Origin of the sequence: Pedobacter sp. Leaf176, from assembly GCF_001424305.1 — a bacterium.
Taxonomy (GTDB): Bacteria; Bacteroidota; Bacteroidia; order Sphingobacteriales; family Sphingobacteriaceae; genus Pedobacter.
The window spans coordinates 736,387-761,852 of the sequence record NZ_LMPD01000001.1 but is presented as its reverse complement, the minus strand read 5'-3'; the positions used below and the strand labels follow the sequence as shown (position 1 = coordinate 761,852).

The window sequence follows — 25,466 nt, the reverse complement described above, 5'->3', positions numbered from 1 at the left end:
GGTCTTATTGTAAAGATATAAAACAAATTATTTTGTTCCGCGTATTAAAATTGTTTCTTTACATTTTCTTAAATCCTTATGCAAAATAAAGTTATCACAATCGGCGAAATACTCTGGGATGTTTTTCCCGAAGGAAAAAAGGCTGGCGGTTCCAGTATGAATGTCGCATTAAATCTTCATAAACAAAGTGTAGACAGCAGTTTTATAAGCGCCGTTGGCGATGATGATAATGGAAAAGAACTGTTGGATTACTTGGCTTCGAATGATTTCCCGACGGATTTAATACAGGTGAATGCAGAATTACCTACCAGCACCGTCGTTGTTCAGCTTGATGAAAAGCATCAGGCCACTTATACCATAAAGCAACCAGTAGCCTGGGATGATATTCAACTTACGGATAACATTATCGAAGCCGTTAAACAGGCTGATGCATTAGTTTACTGTAGCTTAACTTGCCGAGAAGAGAAGTCGAGAGAAACAATTCTATCACTTTTAGCGTATGCTAAAACGAAGGTTTTCGATATTAACCTGCGTGCGCCGTTCTACCAAAAGGAACTAATTACTGAGCTTTTAGCGCATGCAGACATCTTAAAAATTAACGAAGATGAAATTGTTTGGGTTCGCGATACTTTTGATTTAAGCGGAAATAACGATGAGCAGATTTTGAAACAACTTTGCTCTCAATTTAACATTGAAGTCATTTGCTTAACACTTGGTGATAAAGGTGCCTGTGTTCTAAAGGACGGAAAATTATTTAAACATGCAGGTTACAAAGTCCAGGTTGCAGATACAGTTGGTGCGGGCGACGCTTTCTTAGCCACTTTTATTGCTTGTTATTTGCAAGGTTATCCAATGGAAACGACGTTAGATAATGCATGCAAAGTTGGAGCATTTGTGGCTTCACAGGCGGGTGCAAATCCGGAATATAATAAGAAGATCTACCATATGGCGCTGGGTTAGCCACAGATTCGCAGATTATTTTTTTGCCATGGAAACACAGATTTACACGGAAATTAGTTTCATCCAATTCATTGGCGTTGACTTCAGTCAACGGCTTAAAAGTTTTGTTATCCTTAATGTGCCGGTTTTGCGTTAGGGATTGTAAGGGTTCAGTACCGATTAAGCATGTGTTCTTATTTAATTACGGTATGCTTGCTTGTCCCACAGGTCTTCATCGGTAGCGGAGCCCTGAAAAAGCCCGACCCTTGCGTAGCTTTGGTACCGCCCAAATCAGTTTTTACCCGGCAATTTTCAATTTCAAATTTTGGACATGCCGTTTCGCTTTGAGCTTTCAACTCTAATCTTTTAGCTAAATCATCCAAATATGACATCCCACTTAAATTAATCCAAATCGAAACTTTTACCTTTAATAATCCGTTAATACAATTACATGAGAGGTTTTCGTTTTTCTGATTACAAGCTTGGCGATGCGCCAAAAGGTGGGTTCGATGAGTTGCTGAAATTATTTAGCGAATTGCTGAATTATACAGCTGGTGATGCTGCGGAGGCCTTAAGCTGGCTCAATGAACTTGATAAACAATATAACTTAACCAATAATGACTACGGCATTGGAAACTTTATAGATGATTTAAAAGATAAAGGCTACCTGACCGAAGATAATCAATCGGGGGAGCTGAAAATTACGGCCAAAACCGAACAAACCATTCGTAAATCGGCGCTGGACGAGATTTTCGGGAAGCTGAAGAAATCCGGCAGGGGAAATCACAACAGCAATCAATCTGGAATTGGCGAAGAGAAAAATGCCGACAGACGTGAGTATAGTTTTGGCGATAGTTTAGACCAAATTGATATGACGGCCTCTATCCAGAATGCCCAGATTAACCATGGAATAGGCGATTTCACATTAACGGACAGGGATTTGGAAGTGGAGGAAAAAGATTTCAAAACACTTACTTCCACGGTGTTAATGATCGACATTTCACATTCCATGATTTTGTATGGTGAGGACAGAATTACACCTGCAAAAAAGGTAGCGATGGCTTTGGCCGAACTCATCAAAACCAAATACCCTAAAGATACCCTGGATATTGTAGTTTTTGGGAATGATGCCTGGCCGATTACAGTGAAGGATTTGCCTTATTTACAGGTCGGCCCATACCATACCAATACTTTCGCTGGTTTGGAACTGGCGACAGATTTACTTCGCCGTCGTAAAACGCATAATAAACAGATCTTCATGATCACGGACGGGAAACCAACCTGTTTAAAAGAAAATGGCAAATACTATAAAAATAGTATGGGTCTGGACAGAAAGGTAATTAACAAAACCCTAAATATGGCTGCACAGTGTAAGCGATTGAAAATTCCAATTACGACCTTTATGATTGCAAAAGATCCATATCTGCAACAATTTGTTCGCCAGTTTACCGAAATTAATGGCGGAAGAGCTTTTTACAGTTCGCTAAACGGATTGGGCGAATACATTTTTGAAGATTACATTAAGAATAGAAGAAAGACTGTCAAATAGTCGGGAGTCCGACATTTCTAGAACTGAGATAAGGGATTAAAATAATTAAACATGGCTAAACGCGCAAATACCTATAAGTTGACATTAGAAGAAATATCTTTAGCAAAAGAAAGTGATGGTATAAATTCTCCATTAGTACTAGAGTTTGATAACCACGATAATATTTTTAACATTATCAGCGCAGTAAAAAGCAAAGGTATTTTCGACGATGAAAATCAATCTGTAGAGTTTGCCATTGGTTTGAAAATGTTAACCGAGGTGATGCTCAAAAATAGAGAAAACGAAATTTTCAAAGAATTCCAGCCTGCTATCGGCGAATTCATGAAAAAGCTGAAAAGCAAGTAAGTTGAAAGTTAAAAGTCTTAGGTCTAAGTTTAAACCTAGAGACTTGCAACCTATAGCCATAAAAAAGATATATGCAAATCACAACATTAGGCCAGTTAAAGGCAACAAATTATAAATCTCGGAGTGTAAAAGAAGAACTTAGAGAGAACTTAATCAAGGTACTTCGAGATAAGAAAACGGAGTTCGAAGGAATTATTGGTTACGATGAAACGGTAATTCCGGAGTTGCAAACTGCAATTCTTTCTCGTCACAACATTTTACTTTTAGGTTTACGCGGCCAGGCGAAAACACGTATTGCCCGTTTAATGGTAAACTTATTAGATGAATATGTTCCGTACGTTGCAGGTAGCGAAATTTTCGATGACCCATTGAACCCGATTTCATGGTATGCAAAAAATGAAATTTCTACCAAAGGTGATGAAACGGAGATTGCCTGGTTACACCGCAGCGAGCGCTATACCGAAAAGTTGGCTACGCCTGATGTTACTGTTGCGGATTTAATCGGTGATGTTGACCCGATTAAAGCCGCTACCTTAAAACTGACCTATAACGATGAGCGTGTTATTCACTTTGGGTTAATTCCAAGAGCGCACCGCAGTATTTTCGTTATTAATGAATTGCCAGATTTGCAGGCTCGTATCCAGGTTGCTTTGTTTAATATGCTACAGGAGAAGGACATTCAAATTCGTGGTTTCAAACTGCGTTTGCCTTTGGATATTCAGTTTGTGTTTACTGCAAATCCAGAAGATTATACTAACCGCGGAAGTATCGTAACACCATTAAAAGACAGAATTGAAAGTCAGATTTTAACGCATTATCCAAAAAGCATTGAGATTTCCCGTAAAATTACTTTTCAGGAAGCTAAACTCACCACTGAACAAAAAGAAAATATTGAGGCGGATGGTTTAGTGAAAGATTTAATTGAACAAATTGCTTTCGAAGCCCGCAAAAGTGAATACATCGACCAGAAATCTGGTGTTTCGGCTAGGTTAACCATTTCAGCATACGAGAATTTAATCAGCACCGCTGAACGCAGAATGTTAATTTCAGGCGAGAAAAATACAGTGGTTCGTTTGGCAGATTTGGCAGGAATTATTCCGGCAATTACAGGGAAAATTGAATTGGTTTATGAAGGCGAACTCGAGGGCCCGGCTCATGTAGCCACAACTTTAATCGGCAAAGCGGTTAAAACGTTATTTGCCCGTTATTTCCCAGATCCCGAAAAAGCCAAGAAAACAAAAACGGCCAATCCATATACCGAAATTACTGAATGGTTTACTGAAGGAAATAATTTAGATGTTACGGATACTTTAACCAATTCGCAATATAAAAAAGCATTGATGTCAGTGCCGAGTTTGTATGATTTGGTTAAAAAATTCCATCCAAAATTAAGCGAAAACCAAACATTACTTTTAATGGAATTTGTTTTGCATGGGTTAGCGGAATACTCACAGTTGAGCAAAAACTTTTTAAATGGCGGTTTTGGATTCTCGGATATGTTTGGCAGCTTGTTTAATGCCGAATTTGATGAGGAAGAAGATCAAGACGATTTCAGGTAGATATTTTTAGCTTTGACAAATTTATTACCAATGCAAAAGAAATTTGTCAAAGCTTTCGCTACAAATAATAATTAATGGAGTTTAACGGATACCTTTTATCGCTGAGGTTAAAACAAGAGAACCTTCCTAATGGATATCCGTTTAATATTCCACGTTTAAATCGTTTGAAAAATTAAACTTCCATCCGAATGTTACATTTTTCACTGGTGAAAATGGTGTTGGAAAATCCACACTTATTGAAGCAATTGCAGTGAGTTTAGGTTTCAATGCCGAGGGCGGAACTAAAAACTTCAATTTTGCAAGTAGAGCAACGCATTCAGAGTTGCATCATTACTTAACTATTAGCAAAAGCTTTAAAAAACCCAAAGACGGTTTTTTCTTAAGAGGTGAAAGTTTTTATAACGTTGCCAGTGAGCTTGATAAACTTGATGAACAACCATCTTCTGGACCAAAAATTATAGAATCATACGGCGGTATCTCCTTGCACGAACAATCTCATGGGCAATCATTCTGGTCGCTGTTTATGAATCGCTTTAGCGGAAGTGGGATTTATATTCTGGATGAGCCCGAATCTGCCTTATCAGCTACGAAACAAATTGCAATGTTATCAAAAATTGATGACTTGGTTGATAAAAATGTCCAGTTCATTATTGCAACGCACTCCCCTATTTTACTGGCTTACCCAAATGCAACAATTTACGAGATGGCCTACGGTAAAATAATTAAAGTAAAATATGAGGAATCTGAAATATACAGGGTTTATAAATCCTTTTTAGACCATCCGAAACGGACTTTAGATAATTTATCTATTTCAAATACTTAATTTAGGCCGGTCATTTTGACTTGCCTTATTTTTTAAATTTAAATCGAATAACCCTTTATATGGGAAGATTACCTTTCATCATTGCAGCCTGCATACTGATTACAGCCTTTGATATTTACTTTTTTAAAGCTATTGTTTCGGTTTTTAAATGGAAACCAACAACCAAAAAAATATTTGGAATTCTATACTGGAGTTATAGCTCTCTGTTAATTATTGGCGTTTTCGCTGGGATTTACCTTAATCTTTTCCTTACGCTCAGAGCCATTATCCTAGTCGCTTTCTTTTTAACAGTAGCCTGTAAACTGGCCATGTTGCCGTTTTTAATTCTGGATGATTTACGAAGATTGTTCATTAGACTTTTCAGAAAAAAAGAAATTATAAAAGACCAGCCAGTTAGCGAAGCGGAGCCGATTTCCCGCTCAGAATTTTTAGTAAAAGCAGGCTTAGTTGCTGCTGCCGTTCCCTTAACTTCTTTAAGCTGGGGCATTATTTCTGGCGCTTATGATTATCAGGTGAGAAGGGTTAACTTAATCCTTCCTAATCTGCCAAAAGCATTTGATGGCATCACTATGGGGCAAATTTCGGATATTCACTCGGGCAGTTTCTACAATAAAACCGCGGTAAAAGGCGGCGTGGAAATGTTATTGGGAGAAAAGCCTGATTTTATTTTTTTTACCGGCGATTTAGTAAACAATCTTACCAATGAAGTAAGGGATTATCAGGATATTTTTTCAAAAGTAAAAGCGCCGCTGGGTGTTTATTCATCATTAGGAAACCACGATTATGGTGACTATTATTTTGGTAAGGAATCATCACCGGCCAAAGTAAAGAACCTGAAAGATATGGTTGACGTGCACAAAATAATGGGTTTCGACTTATTGATGAACGAGAACAGAAGACTGAAAGTTAATGGAGAAGAAATCGGAATTTTAGGTATTGAAAACTGGGGAATGGGTCGCTTCCCGAAATATGGAAAAATGGAACTGGCGGTGCAAAACGCAGATGATTTACCTGTTAAACTTTTATTGAGCCATGATCCGTCTCACTGGAGAGGCGAAGTTTTAAAAAAATACCCTCAAATCGATGCCATGTTCAGTGGTCACACTCATGGAATGCAGTTTGGTGTACGCTTGAAAGAATATCAATGGAGCCCCGTGCAATATATTTATAAGGAATGGGCAGGGTTGTATCAGGAACAAAAACAACAGCTTTACGTTAACGTTGGCTACGGTTTCTTAGGGTATCCTGGAAGAGTTGGTGTTTTACCCGAGATAACGATTTTTACGCTTAAGAGGGCCTAGAAATGAGTGGATTTTAAATGATTGAATTACTGAATATTAGCATCACACCTAAAATTCTCTAATTCAATCATTCAATTATTAATTATCCCGCGTTAAAGCGATAACCTACGCCCCTAACCGTTTGCAACAATTGCGGATTATCAGGATTTAATTCAATTTTTTTTCGCAGACGAACAATATGCATGTCCAATGTCCGCGTGTTCACATCAGAGTTGTAACCCCATACCACCAACATCAACTCATCGCGATTAATTACCTTACCAGGATTACGAAGAAAATAAAGTAGAATACGGTTTTCTAATATTGTAAGCTCAATTTTCTTTCCATCCCTGAATAAAGTATGAATATTGGGATGGTGCTCCATGTTCCCAAACCGATGAATCTCCGCGGTATCTTTATTAACTATGAATTTAACCTTACTTTCGAGCATCGCTACCAATACATCCATGTTAAAGGGCTTGGTAACGTAATCTGAAGCACCGAAGTTATAGGCATCAATTTTATCTACATCCTGTGCCTTTGCAGTCATCATAATAATTAGATTTTCAAAGCCCTGTTTACGAACATGTTCGCAAACTTCAGCGCCTTGTTTACCTGGCATCATCCAGTCTAATAAAACAATATCAGGTTGATCGGCAATAATCATTCTTTCTCCAGCATCACCATCATTGGCTTCAAGTACCGTATAACCCTCGGTTTTTAATCTGTGCGCGACTAAAAAGCGAAGATTCTCATCGTCCTCTACAATTAAAATTTTTACTTCTTTTGACATTTTTATTTTATTAAATAGTGAAGTAATGCTGAATGACTAGAATTGCCGTTAACATAACTTACTATATTTAAATTAATTATTATATGGCAGTACGATTTTAAATTCCGTACCGATGCCTATTTTACTTTTAACGGTTATCTCGCCCTGCATAAAGTTAACCAGTTCTTTGCAGAATGCCAAACCTAAACCAACGCTTCCCATTTGATTATATTCGTTCTGAATCCTGAAAAATTTTTTAAATATATTGTTTAGTTCCGACGATGGAATTCCAATACCTCTATCTGCGAAACGAAATACCAGCACACCTTTTATCAGCTTTGCACTGATATTTAACACTTTGTTTCCAGGATTTGAATATTTGTAAGCATTTTCTGCGAGATTGTCGAACAAACTGCCTAGCAAAACTGGATCTGTTGTAAAAGTTTTGAAGCCGACCACCTCATACGTAATCACGAAATCCGGATGTTTTAGTGTATGTGATTCTATAGTACTTTCGATAAAGTCTTTAACATTTACTTCCTCCTGATTGAGCTTAATGGCTTTATTTTCAATTTGAGTAAAAGCCAGCAGCTTGTTCATTAAACCATTCAACTTATCCGCTTCTTCGTCCAATATTTTCCCATAAAGCTGCTGTTCCTTCGCACTGAGAATTGCTGCACTTTTTATGTTATTTCCGGCGATTTTTATAACACTAACCGGAGTTTTAAACTCGTGTGTTAAGTTATTCACGAAATCATACTGAAGTTTAAACATTTTACTATTTATATTCAAATTACGGTATATCAGGAAGGCAACCGACAACAATACACCATAAACAAGTAAAAGAACCAATGCGATTGGCATGAAATAAATAAATATCTCTTTCTTGATGTAAGATTTTGAAGAAGTAAAATACAATTTGAAATCTGAAAACGCACCCGGCAATGCGATTTCAGTTACTATATTCTCATCTGAGGTGTCAATCGGATCATAAGTTAATGGCTCAACACGTATGGTTTCATATAATAGGGGCCTGGTGTTGATGATCTTAATCTTATTCGGATTGAGCTGGAAAACCAACATATCCTGCTGATAAACCGGAGCCGGATTTAACCGCCTTTGCAGCATGTCTTTATAAACCTTTAAATTTTCAGGCCGTGGAATATTGAGGTAGGTAATTTTATTAGAAAGCACGACGGAAAAGTTAGTAAATAACTGCTCCTGTGTTGGTACAGATGTGGTATCAAGTTGATCGATAAATCGTACGAGCTTAAGTGCCATTCCATTAAAATCATCATCCACTTTAAAAGATCTGGTATCTGTTTCTGAAAATAACTTTATTGAATCAGAATTGACTGTTCTGCCAAACTGAAATATAGATTTCGGTCCGATCGAGAAGTATCCTGCATTCATACCATCCCGTACAGGCGTATTTTTCACTTCTGAATCATAAAATGTTACTTTCGATACAAAAGGAAATTTTGCAGTAATGGTGTCTACAAATTTTGATGCTGTTGCAGAATCTAAAAAACCGTCGTAATAGGAAATTTCCGGCATTTTGTTTTGGAAAAACTCGTTGTATGGCTTAATGCTTTCTTCTAAAACATTTACCTTTTCGGAAACAAAATCATTCTCAATAGATTTTTTACTGTAATTAAAGGCTAAAAACAGCGACAGAATAAACAGAATTGAGATGAGCACTATAAAAGTAACGCTCAAAGAAAAATTTTTGCGATAACCACTCTTTTTCTCCAGAGTCATAATCTACTTTTTATTCAAATTTTCCTGGAGAAAAGCCTCCAAAGCCTTATACAGTGCTGTTCTTCCCTGTTGACGTAAAACCGGATTAGGACCTTCTTCTTTTTCGATATAAGTCACCGGAACATTTCTTTTCTTAAGTTCTTTCACAAATTGAACACCTTGTGCAACATTTACTCTTGGATCTTTAGGATTTTGTGCAATGAAAACAGGTGCTTTAAATCTATCGGCATGAAAAACAGGTGAAGCAAACCGGATGTAATCGGTATCCGTTTCCGGATTCCCAAAAATTTCATAATACATCTGCAAATTAGATTTTAAGAACGGCGGTATGGTTGTAAGATAGCTGAATAAGCTAATTACACCAGAATTTGAACCTCCACAGCTGTAAATATCAGGATTTTTGTACAAACAGTTCAGGGCGATAAAACCGCCAAGTCCGTTACCATAAATTGCAATTTTTTTAGGGTTTGCAATTTTTTTGCTGATAAGCCATTTCACACCATCATTTACATCTTCCTGGATTTTATCGCTCCATTCCCGGAAGCCTGCTGTGTAAAAAGACTTGCCATACCCCCCAGAACCACGATAATTTACCTGCAGCACCGCGTAGCCTCTATTGGCCAGGAACTGTACATCTGCATTGTAGCCCCAGGTATTTCTACCCCCAGGACCATTATGTGGTAAAACAACAACAGGCAAATTTGTCGTTTTCGTACCCTTAGGCAATGTTAAATAGCCATTAATGTTTAGCCCATCCCTACTTTTAAAAGTTATTGGCTTCATGTCACTCATATCCTTCTCGTTAATAGAAGGGTTAATGTCAGCTAGTTTTTTTAATTTACTTTGTCCCGATACATATAAATAATAGGAACCTGGATTTTTATCGGTATAAGTTCTGACAACAAAAACGTTATCTCCTTTATCCTTATCCATAATGCGCCACTCTGTATTAGGCAGGAGTTTATCAATTTTAGAATACCTAACTTTTGTACTATCGTCCAGGTAAAATTTTTCCTTTTTCCAGCTTTCGCAAGTCACAAAAATCATTTTCTTTTTGGCTTTTGAATATTTTGCATCAACAACATTCAATGTGTCGTTGCCAAATAAGACCTGCTTTTCTTTACCTGTTTTTAAATCGAGTGCAACAAGTGCATTTTTATCCCGGTTAACATTTGAGATTGCAAACAAAACATCAGCTTCGTTTTCCGCAAATGCAACAGGCTGTAAGGTAGTTTCAAAGTTATTGGTGGTTACGGGTTTAAAAGGCAGACTTTCATTTTCCCGGTAAAGTAAGGTTTCATTTACACCATCACTGGCTACCGCTATTTTAAGAATTCCTTTATTATCCGTAACCCATTCAGTAATATTGCCAGGGTTTTTAGCCGCAATATCCATGTTTCCTGTACGTACATTTAGTCTGTAGACATCAAATACTGTAGAATCCCGTTTATTTGAAGCCACAATTATGTATTTATCATCGATAAGCTGGTCTTCGATAACACGTACCTTATTTTTCTCGTTGGAACTTAATTGTTTATGGCTCGTACCATCTTTACTGACAACGAATAAATCCGATCTACGCTCTTTTGATTCATCTTCGGTATAATAAATCAATTCGTTATTGCTGGTCCAGAAGTAAAAACTTATACTTTTTTCTTTAAGATGAGTAAGCTGCTTTACGGTGCCTTTTTCAATATCCTCAACAAAAAGATCGAGTTTTTTATCTTGCAATTTAAGATAAGACAGCGATTTTCCATCCGGTGAAACATGGTAATAAGCTTTATCCTGGGTTCTGAAAAAATTATCTACAGGTATAACTTTCTTCTCATTTGCATTTTTACAAGACCAGATAACAGCAACTAAAATAAGAAGAATGAACCTTTTCGACATAAATTTCTAATAGGAAGACAAAAATATAATAACCTGCTGGCTTAAAGGTTAAATACATTAACAATGTTACCGAGGTTGTTATTCTGACTATTGCGATTCCAATTTAATATTTAAAATAAAGACCCAAACAAAATACAGGTAACATTTAAAATACGTTTTATACGCAGTTATGCTTTAAAGAAAAATTATTAAAACTTACATTTAAATCTTATAATTTTGTTTATGACTCGCCTTATTACAATTGTGTTATTATTGCTATGTTTCCAGGTGAATGCGCAGAACTTTAGAAGAAATGGGCAATTAGCACCTGAAGATGGCGATTTGGCCATCCAATATTACCAGGAAGGCGACTATGAAAAAGCGGCGGTAATTTTTGAGAAACTTTTTGCAAGTCCGAATAACGAGGGGTATTTCGACATCTATTTCAATACGCTACTAAAGCTGAAAAAATACGATATAGCTGAAAAAATTGTCAAGAAACAAATTAAACAATCGCCCCAGACAGAGATTTATGAAATCGCTCTGGGAAAGCTTTTCCAGGAAAAAGGAGATGTTTCCGCTGCCAATAAAATTTTTAGCGAAACGATTGGTAAATTACCAAAAGATGAATTCAGAATCAGAATGCTGGCCAATAACTTTTACCGTTTTGAAAATTATGACTATGCCATTCAAACATTTAAACAAGGCAGAAAACTATTAGGTGACGACAAGGCATTCGCTTTTGAATTGTTAAACATCTACAGGTTTAAAAAAGATAAAGCCATGTTGATGCAGGAATACCTCGACATTTTGCCTTCGAGTCCTCAATTACTACCGCAGGCTGAAGCTGTCTTATCGATGATATTCGAGGATAAAAATGACTATCTGACTTTTCAAACTGGTATTTTAAAAAAAATTCAGAAAGAGCCCGATGTGGAAATTTACATTCAACTGTTAACCTGGAATTATATCCAGCAACAAGAATATGAAATGGCTTTACGCCAGTTAATTGCTTTCGATAAAAGAACAAAAGCAGACGGGGAAACTTTATTTAACGCGATTTATACGTTTGTTGATAACGGCGCCTATGAAACCGCAATTAAAGCTTATGAGTATTTATTAACAAAAGGCAAGGAAAATCAATATTATTTACCTTCCAAAATTGAAATGCTAAACACCAAATACAGCATACAAACCAAGGGTAAATACAACATAGCTGATTTAGATTTACTCGCTAAAGATTATCAGACTTTAATAGATGAAAATGGGAAAAACAGGAACACACTATTTGCAATTAAGAAGTGGGTAAATCTTCAGGCTTATTACCTGAATCACCCTTCAAAAGCCGAGACTGCATTAGAAAACGCTATAAAAATTCCCGGCTTGAATGCGCCTGAAATTGGCCAGCTAAAATTGGATTTGGGCGATATCTACATTTTAACAAATCAACCATGGGAAGCATTTTTGGTATTTGAGCAGGTAAGTAAACAATTTGAAGGCCAGCCAATTGGTAATGAAGCCCGTTATAAAAGTGCCAAGCTATCATTTTATCAGGGAAATTTTGAATATAGTAATGGCCAATGCTTGATTTTAAAAGCCGCTACCTCGCAGCTTATTGCAAATGATGCTTTAAATTTAAGCTTATTAATTTCTGACAACATTCAAACACCAAATGACAGTAGCGCTTTAAAAATGTATGCAGATGCAGAGCTATTGTTATTCAGAAACCTACCCAGGCAAGCCATACAAAAGCTGGACAGTATTTCCATTGCTTTTCCACAAAATTCTTTAGCGGATGCCGTAATGATGAGTAAGGCAAAAATACTTATCAAATCTGATGAATACCAAAAAGCTGCAGATATCTATAAAAAAGTTATTGAGGCGTTTAAAGATGGTATCTGGACTGACGATGCCTTATTTACACTTGGAGATATTTATGAAAAAAAGCTAAACGATATCCCTCAGGCAAAGATTTACTTTCAAAAACTTATAACAGACTATCCGGGAAGTATGTTCAGCGCCGAAGCCAGAAAAAGATTCAGAAATTTACGTGGTGACGGAATTTAACTTTGTATTTCCTGATTTCTTTTTTTTTCTCTGTTTGTAGATTCAAGTGAGATGCCCAACTCTATAATAAAAGCATAAAAAATACAATTAAACACCAGGCCAAAAAAGTATAGCCACAGATGTGCACCTAAAAAACTGAATAAAAAAGTATGCGTTGGAAATTGGAAAACAACATATAAATCGGCAAGTGTTCTTAAAAACAAATTAGATGTAAATACATGCCTGTCTTCTGAAGCAAATGCGAAAAAACAAACCATTGTTAGAAAGCCGATAATCATAAAGGCTTTGAAAAATCTATAAAAACGAAAGTTCTTCATTTAGAGTGAAAGATTAATTTGTTCTTGAAGCCCTAAGTTCGAAAAATTTATGAATTCAGGAAAATAAATATTAATTAACGCCAATTATTTTTCCAATCCCTTATTACATTCCTTCGTTCCGGTCGGTATTAATTCCGGTTTCCATAGATTTCATCAAATCGGAGGCTTCTTAAGCATTCATAGCTGGTTGATCAAATTACATAAAGGCATAATGCAATTTTTACAAGCAGCGCTTATTACTATCTTTGCAATATGTTATTATACAATGTTACTTTGATTTTAGATGAAGCGGCTGCTGAAGAATGGTTGCAATGGATGACAGAAATCCACATTCCTCAAGTGATGGCAACAGGGATGTTCGTTTCCCACAGGTTGCTTAAAGTATTGGATTCTCCAAATGAAGGGGTTACCTATTGCACCCAATATGTTGCTGAAAACCTTGACAATTACAATCAATACCAGGAAATTTATGCACCGGCATTACAACAAGATTTGAACGACAAGTTTAAAAATCGTTTTGTAGCCTATCGTACTCTGATGGAGTTTGTAAGCCCAACCCTCTAAAACTGGCTTTGAAAAGTGCTTAAATCACCACAATCCGCTTTAATTCCTCTTCATAGTATTTAGGGGTTCAGTTTCTCATTGTTTTTGTGCCTGTCTGCATCGCGGATGCTTTTCTTTTTAAGATTTTTATCCAAGGCATCAGTTAAGTTAATTCCTGTCTGGTTTGCGAGGCAAATCAATACAAACAACACATCAGCCATTTCATCGGCAAGGTTTACTTCTTCATCACTTTTTTTGAAAGACTGTTCACCGTACTTTCTGGCCATAATCCTTGCGACTTCGCCAACTTCTTCCATCAAAATAGCTGTATTGGTAAGCTCATTAAAATACCTTATGCCAGTAGTATTAATCCATTTATCTATGATTTCCTGTGCTTCGTTAATGGTCATGTTTTTCCTTTTCAATTTCTGATTTTAACCTGCTATTGACATCTATTTTTGCGCCTTCCAAAAGAAAAACTGCTGCGCCTTTTTCTCTTGCATAAGGTGTTCTTATTTCGCCAATTCTGGTTATTTTGTTAAAAAACGGCTGCTCTTTTTTCCTTTCCGGGTCTTCCTCATCAGCTTCTCTAATCAAAATTAAGTCTTTAATCGGTCTATCCATTTTAAACCAATAAAGATAATCTGCATTGTAAGAAACGGCATTTATATTTTTGTATTTCGAATAATAATTAATCGCACCTGCCTGGCCGTAATTATCTGTTCGAATAACGACAGCCGACTTATCATTAATTCTTGAATAAGCAGAATCTACAATTTGCGCGAGTTCTTTCCAGCCTTGCATATCGGCATAATCCTGCGGCAAATCATGGTTTTTCCCATCTTCCCAACGCAAAGCATCAACACGTTCATACCTTTTACGATTAGCAATAATTCCTTCAGGTGTGTAAACAGGCATCATAATCGGAACGATGTATATAAATGAGCCTATAATAAATAGCATTAGCATTGACCGAAATACATATCTTTTACCCATAATCTCGGTAAGGTAAACACTTCCAAAAGCCAATACAACCGGGTATAAACCTAAAGCATAATAAGATTTGGCTTTAAAATAGCTGAAAATAACCAGTGTAAAAATAAAAGTTTGTACCACCCAAAGATGTTTTCTAAAGGGTTTGTAAATCGTAAAACCTATAAATGCTGCCAGGAGAATAAAAACATCGTTGATAAAGAATAGGAGTTGTTCTTTAAAAAAATCACTCCGCTTTACGTTTACCAGTTGCGTTGCGGCAAGTTCTTTCATGTGGCTTATTACAGGAAAATGATGCTTAATTTGCCAGATAATATTTGGCGAAATGATTAACAAAGCAATCGCTATTGCAAAGTATAAGTGTTTATTTTTAAAAATATCTCTTTTGGATGTAAGTAAAATCGCTGGTAATAATCCCAATATAAGAAATAGAACATTATATTTATTTAGAAAGCCAAGGGCTGTCCAAATGGCTAAGTAATAAAGATGATCCGGTTTATTATTTTCAAAATAGCTAATCAGATAGTAAAACATCGCCGTCCAGGCCAAAACATCAAAAGAATTAGGTTGATATAAAATATTCAACCGAATGTAAGCCGAGCAGATATAAGCAACCGCTATCAAACATTTCGCATACAATCGCCCATTTAACTTATCTACAATTAACCATGCGAAAACCATAGTCAATGCACCAAATAAAGCAGGAAAAAATTTCACCCAAAAAACACCATTTCCGAGAAATTTAATAACTAAAGAAAACAAAGAAGTTAAGGGCGGAACTGAAGTGAAACCAGCAGCAAGATGATTAGCCTGATCCAAATGCAAAAACTCATCGCGATGAAGCTCGTAAACATTATTGACTAAGATATAGCTTAAAACAAACTTAAACAGCACAAAGCCGAAAAGTGCCGCCTCTTCTGGCAACTCATACTTCCTGCTCTTCATTATTCCTTGTTTCTTGTATCAACTACGATGGTAACCGGCCCGTCATTTAATAAACTGATTTTCATATCGGCACCAAAAATGCCGGTTTCAACTTTTTTCCCAAGTAGTAAAGACAATTTTTCAATCATTTTCTCGTAAATCGGAATAGCAACATCCGGACGTGCCGCTCTGGTGAAGCCCGGGCGATTACCTTTTTTAGTAGATGCGAATAAAGTAAACTGACTAATCAAAAGAATGCCGCCATTTACATCTGCAAGGGATTTATTCATTAAGCCCTCCTCATCGGAAAAAACACGCATGTTTATGATTTTTTGAGCAAGCCAATCCAGATCATCGAACGTATCAGCGTCTTCAATCCCCAATAATACCAGAAATCCATTGTCTATTTGTCCGGTTGTTTTTGTATCTACAACACAACTTGCCTGTGTAACCCTCTGTAAAACTGCACGCATTTTATCCTAATTTAATTTCAGATTATTTTATGCAAGATAAAGACTAAAGCCGAAAGTCAAAAAGTTTAAAGCCGAGAGACTAATTGCAGTGACTGATATTGAACAGTGAGAGATGAAAGCTCTTTGCTTCAGTCTTTAAGCTTAATGCCTAGTATCATTATTGTGGTAAATACTGAGGTAACTTTCATACCTTGAAAGTGCAATTTTATCCTCATCTACCGCATCTAAAACCGCACAACCAGGTTCATTAACATGACGACAATTGTTAAAACGGCAATTGTGTGAGGTCTTAAAAATCTCAGGAAAGAAATGTCCTAGTTCTTCCTTTTCAATATCAATAATACCCAATTCCCGAATTCCCGGCGTGTCTACTATAAACCCGCCCTGCGGCAGTTCGAACATTTCTGCAAAGGTAGTGGTATGCTGACCTTTGTCACTCCAATCAGAGACTTCGCCTGTACGTAAATCTCTGTCAGGTAATAAAGCATTTATCAAACTTGATTTTCCAACACCTGAATGCCCGGAAATCAGTGTAATTTTGTTTGCTATTAGCTCCTGAATTATAGGAACATTAATGCCTTTTAACGCGGATACTTCATAACAGGGGTAGCCGATTTTTTCATAAATATTTTTGAACTCCTGTAGAATTTCTAATCCTTCTTTGCTAAATAAGTCCAGTTTATTAAAAACCAATACGGCCGGCACGTCGTAAGCTTCTGCCGTAACCAAAAATCGGTCTATAAATCCTAAAGACGTCCTTGGAGATGCTAAAGTAACCAGTAAAATAGCCATATCTAAGTTTGCCGCAAGAATCTGTGCCTGTTTGCTTAAATTAATGGATTTGCGGATAATGTAATTCTTTCGGGGCAGTAACTCATTAATCAAACCTTGATTGCTGTCTTTCTCCAATTCGAATTTCACCCGATCGCCTACTGCAACCGGATTTGTTGTTTTGATGCCTTTAATTCTGAATTTCCCCACAATACGGCAATCGTAACGTTCTCCGTTATCGGATAAAACGCTGTACCAACTCCCTGTAGATTTAATAACTAAGCCCTGCATATTTGCAACAAAGGTATGAAAAGGATGGAAGATGGAAGAAGTAAAATAGAAGGTGGGTGGATTTAAAGTAATTAATTTTTTCATCAATTCGCTCAACAAGAAGTTAATATTTAATTTAACCTAACTAAATGTTTACTGAAATTAATAAGTTGCAAACCTTAAGATCGAGGGATAGACTTCAAAGACATATCCTATCTAAAACTGGGAAATGAAAGGCGGCAGAAAGCATATCGATAATCAATCCTTAAATAACAAACAAATCAAATAACCAACAAAATATGCCAGCAAATCATACACTGTAAAATAAGTGCCTAAAACAATGCTCCAAAACTTATTATCCTGCAAGCCGAGCCAATCTACATAATGAATAGCTTGTAAGAACTCAATGATAAAAGAAAAAACCAGCACGCCAAGAGCGAGTTTTCTATAATTTGTTTTCAGGAATATCCTTAAGAATGCATAAATCAAAACGACCACCAGAACATCGCCACCAAATGGACGGATATAGGCATCGTGCAGGTATTTTGCAATTAAAATTTCTACCACAAATATCGCAAGGAAAATGAGGAGGAATTTTAGATTGAACGTTAATTTCATTTGTTATTTATCTAATAAAAATATCGTCATTTTAAGCGAAGCCTGGAGATCTTTTATATATGATAAGATATGGCTCCATTGCGCTTTGTTTCATTTAAAACAAGCCATAAATCTAACATAAAAAAAGCCCTAACAAAATGTTAAGGCTCTATATTTTTGGATACGATCAGAGATTAAACACCTAACAACAATCTTGCAGGGTCTTCTAATAGTTGTTTAACACGAACCAGGAACCCAACTGACTCACGTCCGTCGATAATTCTGTGGTCATAAGACAAAGCGACGTACATCATCGGACGAATTACAACCTCCCCTTTTTCAGCAATCGGGCGCTCAATAATATTGTGCATACCTAAAATAGCCGATTGAGGCGCATTGATAATTGGTGTAGACATCATTGAACCAAACACACCACCGTTGGTGATTGTGAAAGTTCCGCCAGTCATTTCTTCAATAGTTAATTTACCATCGCGGGCTTTTAAAGCTAGAGCCATAACAGATTTTTCAATCTCCGCTAAACTCATGCTTTCTGCATTACGAATAACCGGAACCACTAAGCCTTTTGGTGCGGAAACTGCAATAGAAACATCAGCAAAGTTATTGTAAACGATTTCTTCACCATCAATGCGAGCATTTACAGCAGGAAAATCTTTTAAAGCTTCGGTAACCGCCTTTGTAAAAAAGCTCATGAAACCTAAACCAACTCCAAATTTCTCTTTGAAAGAATCTTTGTATTTAGCACGCAAATCCATAATCGGTTTCATATTAACCTCGTTAAAAGTGGTTAACATAGCCGTTTCATTTTTAACAGAAACCAAACGTTTTGCGACTGTTTTACGCAATGGAGACATTTTCTCACGGCGTTCAGAACGTGGACCAGCCGGAGCAGCAGCAGTTACAGGAGTAGCAGCAGCTTTAGGGCTTTCTGCTTTAGCGTTTCCGCTTTCTGCCTTTACAGCGTCATCTTTAGTAATACGTCCATCAACTCCTGTACCTTTTATGGCACCTGCATCAATTCCTTTTTCAGCAAGAATTTTTCCCGCTGCAGGAGATGGAGTTCCGGTAGCATAGCTTTCGCCCGATGATTTTTCGGCAACAGGCGCCGAGGTTTTATCTTCAGCGACAACTTCTTTTTCTTCTGCTTTCGGCGCTTCAGCTTTTGCCGGGGCTGCACCGCCATCTTCAATTTTACAAACGACGGCGCCAATGGCTAAAGTATCGCCTTCAGCAGCTATGGTTATTAAAGTTCCAGCCTGTTCTGCAGTTAATTCGAAAGTAGCTTTGTCTGATTCTAATTCGGCAATAACCTCATCCATCTCAACAACATCGCCATCTTTTTTTAACCATTGTGATAAAACAACTTCCGTTATCGACTCACCAACTGGTGGAACTTTTATCTCTAAACTCATAATGTTTAATATGTCTTTATTAGCTTCTAATTATATAATTACCAATGTTCAATAATCAATCATCAAATACCCACATCGTTCTTAATTTTGAAAATTGGATTTGATTATTGATACTTTTTCTAGTCGGCCTCTGCCAATTTTTTTGTTGCTTTTTTAGTAGCCTCTTTTACTTCCTCTTGTTTAACAGGAACTTCCAAAGCTTTTGCTAAAATATAGGCCTGTTGGTTGGCATGTTGTTTTGCAAAACCGGTTGCTGTACTGCTGCTTTCTTTTCTGGAAATCACATCAATACCTTTCAGGCCTGTTTTATACAATTTACGGAATAAGTATGGCCATGCGCCCATGTTTTCTGGCTCTTCCTGCACCCAGAATATTTCAGCAGCATTTTTATATTTCGCTTTAATGGCTTCCATTTGGTCAACAGGTGTTGGATATAATTGCTCTACACGTACAATTGCAACATGTTTAACTTTGTCTGCCTGTTGTTTTTCCAGCAATTCATAGTAAATTTTACCACTGCAGAAAACGATACGTGTAACGTCTGCAACCTTAACATTTACATCATCAATTACCTCTTTGAAACCGCCTTCAGTAAATTCTTCCAATTTAGAAACACAGGCCGGGTGGCGTAATAAACTTTTTGGTGTAAATACGACCAATGGCTTGCGGAAATCGCGTTTAAACTGACGGCGTAAAACGTGGAAGAAGTTTGCAGGTGTAGTACAATTTGCAACCTGCATATTGTAATCTGCACAAAGCTCCATAAAACGCTCAATACGTGCCGAAGAGTGCTCTGGTCCCTGGCCTTCGTAGCCATGAGGCAATAACATTACCAAACCATTCTCACGTTGCCATTTCGTTTCTGCACTTGCAATATATTGGTCGACAACAATTTGAGCACCATTGAAGAAATCACCAAATTGCGCTTCCCAAATGGTCAAAGCGTTAGGGTTGGCCATTGCATAACCATACTCGAAGCCTAAAACGCCATATTCTGATAAGTGAGAATTGTAAATATCGAATGGTGCCTGTTGGTCTGAAATATTCGCTAATGGTACGTATTCTTCCTCACTATCTTCTAGAGTTAGCACTGCATGACGGTGTGAGAAAGTACCTCGTTCGACATCCTGACCACTTAAACGAACACGTTTGCCTTCTGATAACAAAGTACCATAAGCCAGTTGCTCACCCATCGCCCAGTCGAAAATATTGGTCTCATTAACCATTTTTGTCCGTTCAACAAATAACTTTTCGATTTTCTTGAAGAACTTTTTGTTTGACGGTAAAGTAGTGATGCGTTTACCAATTTCCAGCAAAGTAGCTTTCTTAACTGCTGTAACCGGAGATGTTTCAAAGTCCTTTGGCGTAGCCATACGTAAATCCGCCCAGGCGCCACCAAATTTAACTTCAGCATTACCTGCGACAAACTCCTTAGCCTCGTTTAAGCGCTCCTGTAAAATTCCGCGGAAATCTTTTTCCATTTCTTTGGCCAGGCCAGCTTCCAATTTACCTTCCTTTGTTAATTGGTCTATATAAATTTCCCTGGGATTAGGGTGTTTTTCAATTGTTTTGTACAATAAAGGCTGTGTGAATTTTGGTTCATCAGACTCATTGTGACCGAAACGGCGGTAGCATAAAATATCAATGAAAACATCGTTTTTATATTTCTGACGATATTCCATTGCTAAATTAATCGCATAAACCAAAGCTTCAGGATCATCACCGTTTACGTGGAAAACCGGCGACAAAGTTACTTTAGCAATATCTGTACAGTACGTGCTCGTACGGGCATCTTTATAATTGGTGGTAAAACCGATTTGGTTATTAATGACCAGGTGAATGGTTCCACCGGTTTTATAACCTTCAAGTCCTGCCATTTGAATTACTTCATAAACAATACCCTGACCAGCAACTGAAGCATCACCATGAATTAAAATTGGTGCTAAGCGTGAGTTATCGCCACCATATTTGAAATCGATTTTTGAACGGCTCATACCTTCAACCACGCCATCAACAGTTTCTAAGTGCGATGGGTTCGGGCATAGACTCAAGTGAACGCTTTTGCCTGCAACGGTAGTAACATCAGTTGAATAACCTAAGTGATATTTTACGTCACCACCAAAAGGTGTTTCAGGATTGTAACTTTTACCTTCAAATTCCGCGAAAATATCTTTGTAGGTTTTTTGCATGATATTCGCCAACACGTTCAAACGACCGCGGTGCGCCATACCAATCACAAATTCCTCAATACCTAAATCAGCACCTTTTTCAATAACTGAATCCAATGCAGGAATTAAAGCTTCTGCGCCCTCTAATGAAAATCGTTTTTGTCCTAAGAATTTTGTTCCAAGGAAATTTTCAAAACTTACGGCTTCGTTTAATTTTCTTAAGATGCGTTTTTTCTCATCAATGGAGAAATTAGGCGTATTACGTGCACTTTCCATTTTACCCTGAATCCAGTTTAAAACTTCTGGTGTACGTAAAAATTTAAATTCAGCACCAATTGATGAGGTATATGTCTGTTTCAAGAAAGCAACAATGTCTTTCAATTTTGCAGCGCCGATACCAATTTCAACACCAGAGTTGAAAACGGTTTCTAAATCGGCATCAGATAAACCGAAGTTTGCAAGATCTAAGGTTGGTAAATGCTTGCGCCTTTCACGAACCGGATTGGTGTGTGTAAATAAGTGACCGCGGCTTCTATAGCCATCAATCAAATTTAAAACACTAACCTCTTTTAAAAATTGTTCAGGAGTTTCGGTGGTTGTTGTCGCGCTTTCGGAACTTCTTCCAAAATCAAAACCCTCAAAAAATTTTTGCCAACCAAACTCAACTGATTCAGGATCTTGCTGATACGACTGATATAAAGAATCTATATATTCGGCGTTTTCGCCACTAAGATAAGATAAACTACCCATTATTAAATGTTTACTATAAGCATTACAAAATTAGAATTTTACCTTATATAAATGGCAAAAAACTCGATTAAAATATTACTCAGGATTTACAGGATTAAAGGATTAAAAAAAATCGATGGCTTAGCCCTACTCGTTAAATTGGAGCCCAACAATTGAACAATTCAACAATTTCTCTATGAAGCGTTAATCTTTACTCTTTGTTCCTTAATCTTTAATCCTACGAGGCCCAGGTTAAGGCATAATTTCCTTTCGGATCTAAATTTTTAATGTTCTTATCTAAATCAAAAACACTCTTTGTTTTCTGATCGTTACCTACACCAGCCATATTGGCCCAGTTACCCCAATTACTTGCCGGATTATAGTCGATTAATTTTTCTTCGAAATATGCAGCACCTAAAACCCAGCTTACTTCTAAATTATTAATCAGGTATAATGCCGCAGTTTGGCGGGCGATATTTGAAATGTAACCGGTTTGATTAAGCTCATTCATAACGGCATCAACAATGGCAAAACCCGTTTGCCCGTTTTTCCAGCTGTTAAAATTCTCCTCGGTATTGGCTTCGTCTGTTATCCCCTGGCTACCAAAGCCGTCGGGTTTAAAAAATGTGTTTCCATATTTTTTGAACATGAAACGAAAATAATCTCGCCAAAGTAATCCCAGCAGAACGTGGTTAAACATCGCCTTGGTATTTGGCATGCCTTCCATTTTCTTAATTTCCCAATACACCTTGCGTGGCGACAAACAACCCATGGCCAACCAGGCCGAAAGTTTAGATGCTAAAATCAGATTTTTAGTTGTTGCGGCTTGCTGCATCGCTACAATTACTTTCTGCAAAGTACTTATTCCTTCTGTTTCACCACCAATAAATTCAAAATCAGACCGCCTATCTTTTTCCTGGGTGGTTAGTTGTAAATCTGCTAAAGGTGGAATATTTCCCCAATCGATAACCTCCGCCACGTTAATCCTATCCGGAGCTGGGAAGCAAGGTTTAATAATCGCGTCACGTTCAATTTTCTTTTTGAATTGGTTGAATGCATCCGGAATATCCTTTATTGGAAAAGGCAAGTCTTCTTTATTGTAAAGGGTATGGCCAATAAAATGCTTTAAATTGATGCGTAATTTCCATAATCCATTTTCAACTAAAGTCGAAATCTGGGTTTCTTCTTCTGCAACTTCGCGATGGTGATAAACTTCATTGATTTCATATTCCTGAACCAATACAGGAATAATTTCTTCAGGCTTGCCTTCTTTTACCAAAAGATTGCCGCCAATTTGCTTTAATGAATTCCTTAACGCGGCAATACTTTCTAAAATAAATTGCGCCCTGATGCTTCCTGTTTTTAGCGTACCATATCTAGTGGAACCGAAAAGACGGGGATCAATAATGTAGACCGGTAAAATTGAGTCCGATTTAGCAATTGCCTCGACCAGCATTTCGTTATCATGCAAACGAAGATCGTTTCTAAACCAGACAAGAATTTTTTTTGACATCTTTTATTGAAAAATGGTATTAAGAACGCTATTACAAATTTATTGTATTTTTTCCGGGCATCAAAAACATGTCGAATTCTTTACAAATCCTAAACAAAATACGATTCTCTTATGGAATGTTATTGAAAGCGACATCATTTCTCAAAATTTAAATAACATACCCACAAAAATGAAACGCATTTTAATCACATTATTATTCCCGCTTAGTGTTTGCGCACAGCAGCAAATAAAGAGTAAAGCCATCCTGGAAAGTGTAACCGTTTATAACAATGGCGCACAATTAACGCACCATGGAAACGTTAAGCTTCCTTCCGGAACATCAGAAATTGTAGTTAATAATATTTCAGGGCGTATAAACGAAAACTCAATCCAGGTTGGTGTTTCTGCGGGTGTAACCATTTTAGCTGTTCAGTTTAATCGTGATTTTTTAAATACGGATGCTGCCAACCCAGAAATCAAGCTTCTGAATGATAGCATTAAAATTGTGAATACAGAATTGTCAAAAATTAAAAATGCTAAAACCGTTGAAGAACAAACATTGGTTCTGTTAGATGAAAACAGAAAATCCGGTGGTACAAATACAGGTACAAATGTTGCCGAATTGATAAAACTTGCAGCATATTACCGGGCAAAAAGTACCGAAGTACGTAACGCTATAATAGCCATTGGCTTAATAGAAGAGAAGCAGGCCCGGAAGTTAGACGCTTTACAACAACAATTGGCTGAACTCCGTAACAATCCGAATCAACAATTAGGACAATTGGTTCTGCAACTGATGGCAAAAGAAAATACAGATGCAAGTTATAACGTTTCTTATGTTACGCCGAATGCTAGCTGGTCAGCGAGTTACGACATCAAAGCAGTAAATACGTTGAGTCCGCTGGGTATTGTATACAAAGGAGCGATTACACAAAACACAGGATTAGATTGGAAAAAGGTTAAACTTGCTTTATCTACAGGAAACCCAAATTATAACATTACCGCACCAACTTTACATCCCTGGTTTGTTTCTGTTATCCAGCCGCAAATTAGAATTAGAGGGTTAGCATCGCCAGTGCAGTTAAATGAAACCATTGCTGTCGGTTATGGCAGTACAAAAAGAAAAGACGTTATCGGCTCCGTCTCCACGATAAATGATTACACATCTGTTAATGAAACTCAACTTGGTGTAACTTTCGATATCAATATCCCTTACGATGTAAATAGCGATAACAAACCGCACACGGTTTCTTTTAAAGAATATCAGGTACTTGCCAAATATAAATATTATGCCGCACCAAGAATAAGTACTGATGCTTATTTATTAGCCGATGTGTTGGATTGGGAAAAACTAAATTTACAAGCAGGAAACGCGAACATTATTTTCGACGGTACATTTACGGGCAAGTCTTTTATCAATCCTGCGAATATTTCAGACACGCTGAGTTTAAGCATGGGTAAAGACAAAAAAATCCTTATTACTAAAGAAAAACAGGAAGATTTTAGCAGCACGAAATTTATAGGCAACAATAAAAAACAGCTATTTACCTACCTCATAAAAATTAGAAACTCTAAAAAAGAAGCAATCGAACTATCCCTAAAAGACCAGTATCCTTTATCTACAGATAGTGATATTGAGATTGAATTAGTCGACAGTAGTGGTGCTGAAGTAACTAAAGAAACAGGTATGCTTACCTGGAATCTGAAAGTAGAGCCTAACGAAACCAAAACAATTAAGTTAAGTTATTCCGTTAAGGCGCCAAAAAATAAAGTTATAGCCGGGCTTTAATTTAAG

Annotated in this window: 20 protein-coding genes and 1 pseudogene; 9 read left to right on the top strand and 12 right to left on the bottom strand. The window is 37.1% G+C overall.

The genetic code is table 11. The features are described 5' to 3' along the window. Window positions 1-78 precede the first annotated feature (78 nt). Complete coding sequence (locus ASF92_RS03440; RefSeq protein WP_056087799.1) at window positions 79-960, top strand: carbohydrate kinase; 882 nt, start codon at window positions 79-81, stop codon at window positions 958-960. 173 nt (window positions 961-1,133) lie between these two features. On the opposite strand, the gene ASF92_RS03435 is transcribed toward ASF92_RS03440, so the two are convergent. Beyond that, entirely contained in the window at window positions 1,134-1,331 is a 198-nt protein-coding gene (locus tag ASF92_RS03435) for a hypothetical protein (protein ID WP_056087797.1), read from the bottom strand. A gap of 59 nt (window positions 1,332-1,390) precedes the next feature. Between ASF92_RS03435 and ASF92_RS03430 the strand changes: the two genes are divergently transcribed. The 5 genes and pseudogenes from ASF92_RS03430 (at window position 1,391) to ASF92_RS03410 (ending at window position 6,516) form a co-directional block, all read left to right on the top strand. Beyond that, window positions 1,391-2,488: a VWA domain-containing protein gene (locus tag ASF92_RS03430; protein WP_056087795.1), complete on the top strand. Its 1,098-nt coding sequence runs from the start codon at window positions 1,391-1,393 to the stop codon at window positions 2,486-2,488. Between the two features lie 51 nt (window positions 2,489-2,539). Then, window positions 2,540-2,833 (top strand): DUF3861 domain-containing protein, encoded by a 294-nt coding sequence (locus ASF92_RS03425; RefSeq protein WP_056087792.1) that lies wholly within the window; start codon window positions 2,540-2,542, stop codon window positions 2,831-2,833. 71 nt (window positions 2,834-2,904) lie between these two features. Beyond that, window positions 2,905-4,392 carry a sigma 54-interacting transcriptional regulator gene (locus ASF92_RS03420; protein ID WP_056087789.1) on the top strand — a complete coding sequence of 496 codons (1,488 nt, stop codon included), beginning with the start codon at window positions 2,905-2,907 and terminating at the stop codon, window positions 4,390-4,392. 211 nt (window positions 4,393-4,603) lie between these two features. Beyond that, window positions 4,604-5,215, top strand: a pseudogene (locus ASF92_RS03415) (AAA family ATPase); the annotation flags it as partial. Between the two features lie 59 nt (window positions 5,216-5,274). Then, window positions 5,275-6,516, top strand: a complete 1,242-nt coding sequence (locus tag ASF92_RS03410) for a metallophosphoesterase (RefSeq protein ID WP_056087786.1) — start codon at window positions 5,275-5,277, stop codon at window positions 6,514-6,516. Between the two features lie 82 nt (window positions 6,517-6,598). Here the strand turns inward: ASF92_RS03410 and ASF92_RS03405 are convergent, their stop codons facing one another. From ASF92_RS03405 to ASF92_RS03395, 3 genes are all read right to left on the bottom strand, one after another. Continuing rightward, the gene (locus ASF92_RS03405) at window positions 6,599-7,288 is read right to left on the bottom strand and encodes a response regulator transcription factor (RefSeq protein WP_056087785.1); all 690 of its coding nucleotides are present in this window, start codon (window positions 7,286-7,288) and stop codon (window positions 6,599-6,601) included. 72 nt (window positions 7,289-7,360) lie between these two features. Further along, window positions 7,361-9,028, bottom strand: coding sequence for a sensor histidine kinase KdpD (locus ASF92_RS03400; RefSeq protein WP_056087782.1), 1,668 nt, complete (start codon window positions 9,026-9,028; stop codon window positions 7,361-7,363). A gap of 3 nt (window positions 9,029-9,031) precedes the next feature. Beyond that, window positions 9,032-10,918 carry a prolyl oligopeptidase family serine peptidase gene (locus ASF92_RS03395; RefSeq protein WP_056087780.1) on the bottom strand — a complete coding sequence of 629 codons (1,887 nt, stop codon included), beginning with the start codon at window positions 10,916-10,918 and terminating at the stop codon, window positions 9,032-9,034. Between the two features lie 222 nt (window positions 10,919-11,140). Here ASF92_RS03395 and ASF92_RS03390 point away from each other — a divergent pair, with 222 nt between their 5' ends. Then, window positions 11,141-12,964: a tetratricopeptide repeat protein gene (locus ASF92_RS03390; protein ID WP_056087777.1), complete on the top strand. Its 1,824-nt coding sequence runs from the start codon at window positions 11,141-11,143 to the stop codon at window positions 12,962-12,964. Window positions 12,965-13,533: 569 nt separating this feature from the next. Continuing rightward, entirely contained in the window at window positions 13,534-13,845 is a 312-nt protein-coding gene (locus ASF92_RS03380) for a DUF4286 family protein (protein WP_056087771.1), read from the top strand. Window positions 13,846-13,904: 59 nt separating this feature from the next. Here the strand turns inward: ASF92_RS03380 and ASF92_RS03375 are convergent, their stop codons facing one another. The 8 genes from ASF92_RS03375 to ASF92_RS03340 all read right to left on the bottom strand — a co-directional run bounded on the left by ASF92_RS03375 (window position 13,905) and on the right by ASF92_RS03340 (window position 23,692). Further along, the gene (locus tag ASF92_RS03375; protein ID WP_056087768.1) at window positions 13,905-14,234 is read right to left on the bottom strand and encodes a nucleotide pyrophosphohydrolase; all 330 of its coding nucleotides are present in this window, start codon (window positions 14,232-14,234) and stop codon (window positions 13,905-13,907) included. After that, window positions 14,224-15,762 carry a glycosyltransferase family 39 protein gene (locus tag ASF92_RS03370; RefSeq protein WP_056087765.1) on the bottom strand — a complete coding sequence of 513 codons (1,539 nt, stop codon included), beginning with the start codon at window positions 15,760-15,762 and terminating at the stop codon, window positions 14,224-14,226. Before ASF92_RS03370 ends, ASF92_RS03375 begins: the two co-directional genes overlap by 11 nt. After that, complete coding sequence (gene dtd, locus ASF92_RS03365) at window positions 15,762-16,214, bottom strand: D-aminoacyl-tRNA deacylase (protein WP_056087762.1); 453 nt, start codon at window positions 16,212-16,214, stop codon at window positions 15,762-15,764. Before dtd ends, ASF92_RS03370 begins: the two co-directional genes overlap by 1 nt. 141 nt (window positions 16,215-16,355) lie before the next feature. Next, on the bottom strand, window positions 16,356-17,276 hold the full coding sequence (rsgA, locus tag ASF92_RS03360) for a ribosome small subunit-dependent GTPase A (RefSeq protein ID WP_056089132.1): 921 nt from the start codon (window positions 17,274-17,276) through the stop codon (window positions 16,356-16,358). Between the two features lie 237 nt (window positions 17,277-17,513). Then, a complete protein-coding gene (locus tag ASF92_RS03355; RefSeq protein ID WP_056087759.1) occupies window positions 17,514-17,873 on the bottom strand; it encodes a DUF2809 domain-containing protein in 360 nt (119 codons plus the stop codon). Between the two features lie 173 nt (window positions 17,874-18,046). Beyond that, window positions 18,047-19,282 (bottom strand): 2-oxoglutarate dehydrogenase complex dihydrolipoyllysine-residue succinyltransferase, encoded by a 1,236-nt coding sequence (gene odhB, locus ASF92_RS03350; RefSeq protein ID WP_056087756.1) that lies wholly within the window; start codon window positions 19,280-19,282, stop codon window positions 18,047-18,049. A gap of 119 nt (window positions 19,283-19,401) precedes the next feature. Beyond that, window positions 19,402-22,200 carry a 2-oxoglutarate dehydrogenase E1 component gene (locus ASF92_RS03345; protein ID WP_056087753.1) on the bottom strand — a complete coding sequence of 933 codons (2,799 nt, stop codon included), beginning with the start codon at window positions 22,198-22,200 and terminating at the stop codon, window positions 19,402-19,404. Between the two features lie 217 nt (window positions 22,201-22,417). Continuing rightward, on the bottom strand, window positions 22,418-23,692 hold the full coding sequence (locus ASF92_RS03340; RefSeq protein WP_056087749.1) for a DASH family cryptochrome: 1,275 nt from the start codon (window positions 23,690-23,692) through the stop codon (window positions 22,418-22,420). A 169-nt stretch (window positions 23,693-23,861) separates the two neighbouring features. Between ASF92_RS03340 and ASF92_RS03335 the strand changes: the two genes are divergently transcribed. Continuing rightward, on the top strand, window positions 23,862-25,460 hold the full coding sequence (locus ASF92_RS03335; protein WP_197413220.1) for a DUF4139 domain-containing protein: 1,599 nt from the start codon (window positions 23,862-23,864) through the stop codon (window positions 25,458-25,460). The last annotated feature ends 6 nt before the right edge of the window (window positions 25,461-25,466 follow it).